This window comes from Paenibacillus sabuli (assembly GCF_014705605.1).
Taxonomy (GTDB): Bacteria; Bacillota; Bacilli; order Paenibacillales; family Paenibacillaceae; genus Paenibacillus_D; species Paenibacillus_D sabuli.
Genome location: NZ_JACXIZ010000096.1, coordinates 1 through 1,860, shown reverse-complemented (window position 1 = coordinate 1,860; position 1,860 = coordinate 1). Strand labels below are relative to the sequence as shown.

At 55.9% G+C, this 1,860-nt stretch carries 1 protein-coding gene; it reads left to right on the top strand.

The annotated features are described in order from the left end of the window. Positions 1 to 89 precede the first annotated feature (89 nt). Positions 90 to 1,742, top strand: a complete 1,653-nt coding sequence (locus IDH44_RS26230; RefSeq protein ID WP_190921777.1) for an IS1634 family transposase — start codon at positions 90 to 92, stop codon at positions 1,740 to 1,742. Positions 1,743 to 1,860 lie beyond the last annotated feature (118 nt).

The following is a 1,860-nucleotide window of genomic DNA, read 5'->3' as shown; positions in this document are numbered from 1 at the left end:
CTCACATTCCGCACCCTTGAGACTCTGAAAATGGCGAATTATGGTGTATGCTAGATTCAGAGAATCAAGCGGGGAGCGGATGGAATCATATGGAGATCGAACGCGTGTACGAAATGGGTTATTTGCCGTTGGTATGCGGAATCATGAAGCAATTGGGCTTGCGTAAGAAAATCGATCAACTCGTCCCCGTCGACCCGCAGTGTCGGACGAGCGCTGGCGAAGCCGTTCAGTTGCTGGTACTCGACATCCTGAGCGGACGAAACGCCTTGGTTCACGTGGACAAGTGGGCGGCACAGCTGGATCTGGATGCTCTGGTTCGTCCCGGTCTGCAAGCGGCTTGGTTCAATGATGACGCACTCGGGCGGCACTTGGACCGTTTGCATGAAGCGGATATTCATGCGGTGTACTCGGCCTTCCAACTGCAGGTGTATCAACACGAACGCATTCCGATGGGCGTATTTCACGGCGATACGACCAGCATGTCCGTGTACGGCGCCTATACCAAACCGTCGGAAACGCTGCAAATTGTTGAAGGCTATAGTCGCGACCGGCGCGGTGCCAAGCAAATTCAATTGGGCTTGATCGGCAATACGGACGGCATTCCGCTCTATGGCGATGTCCACGACGGGAACACGTCGGACAAAACCTGGAATCCGGAGGTGCTGGAAAAGCTTCATGCGCAGTGCGCGGCTGCCAAGCTGGACGACTTTCTGTATGTGGCGGATTCAGCGGCGATGAGCACATCCAGTCTGGATGCGGCGAAACGTTCCGGGGCCTATCTGTTAACGCGGGTTCCCAATCATCTGAAGATCGTCAAAGCAGCACTTGCGGCAGCAGATGCCGAGGCGACCACGTGGACCGAGAACGTCCGGTTTGTCACGTCCAAGGAAGGGGCGACTTACCGGTGGTTCGCCACCGAGGCGGAGCACGAGGGGCATTCGCTCCGCTTAATCGTGGTCGAGTCCAGTGCGTTGGACAAGAAAAAGGAAAAGACGCTGACCCGCGCGCGTGAGCAGGAAGCGGGCCAGCTTGAGCAAGCGGCAAAAGAAGCCGCCCACACGCCGTGGCATTGCCGGGCAGACGCGGAGCGCGCGGCGGAAACGTTCCGGCGTGAACAGGCATCCCGGTTTCATCACGTCGAGGTGGACGTTGTTTCCCAAGACGTCGTTCGAAAAAAACGAGGACGCCCCAAAAAAGGAGAAACGCCACAGGTGGATACGGTGTATGCGTTACAGATCACCGTGTCGCCAGACGACGCGCGGTTTGAAGAAGCGCGCCGCCGGACTTCTCGTTTCGTGTTGGGAACCACCCTGCCCATGCAATGGCGGGGAGAACGCAGAGACGGAACCGCGCTGCTCGGACTGTACAAAGGGCAAATTCAGGTGGAAATGAATTTCTCCTTTCTCAAGGATCCCGTGTATACCGATGAGATCTATCTGAAAAAACCGGAGCGCGTCAAGGTACTGGGCTATTTGTTTTTGCTGGCGCTTACGATCTACCGGGTATTCCAACGCCGCATTCGTCAACACATCACGGAGCAAAAGCCGATGCGAGGAGCAGGTGGGCGTATTCTGCGCAAGCCGACAGCAGCGGCGATCTTTCAAATCTTCACATACCGGAAGACCGCGGTGCTGCGCCTGCCGGACGGCACCCGACTTCGACAGATCGTCGGCTCGTTTAGCCAAGAAGAGCGACGGGTATTGCGTAGTCTCGGCTTGGATGAATCTGTCTATTTGGGATAATGTCAAAGGATCATTTCCGCGATGGTTTTTCTTCAAAAATCATCGCTAGGGCTCGTTGAGCTTATTTTTCACTGCAAAATTCCGCTCGCCGGCCTATTCTAAGGGTGCGGAATGTGAG

Excerpts from the sequence above, each read along its gene's own strand:
- IDH44_RS26230 (WP_190921777.1), top strand. The coding sequence starts at position 90 with ATGGAGATCGAACGCGTGTACGAAATGGGTTATTTGCCGTTGGTATGC.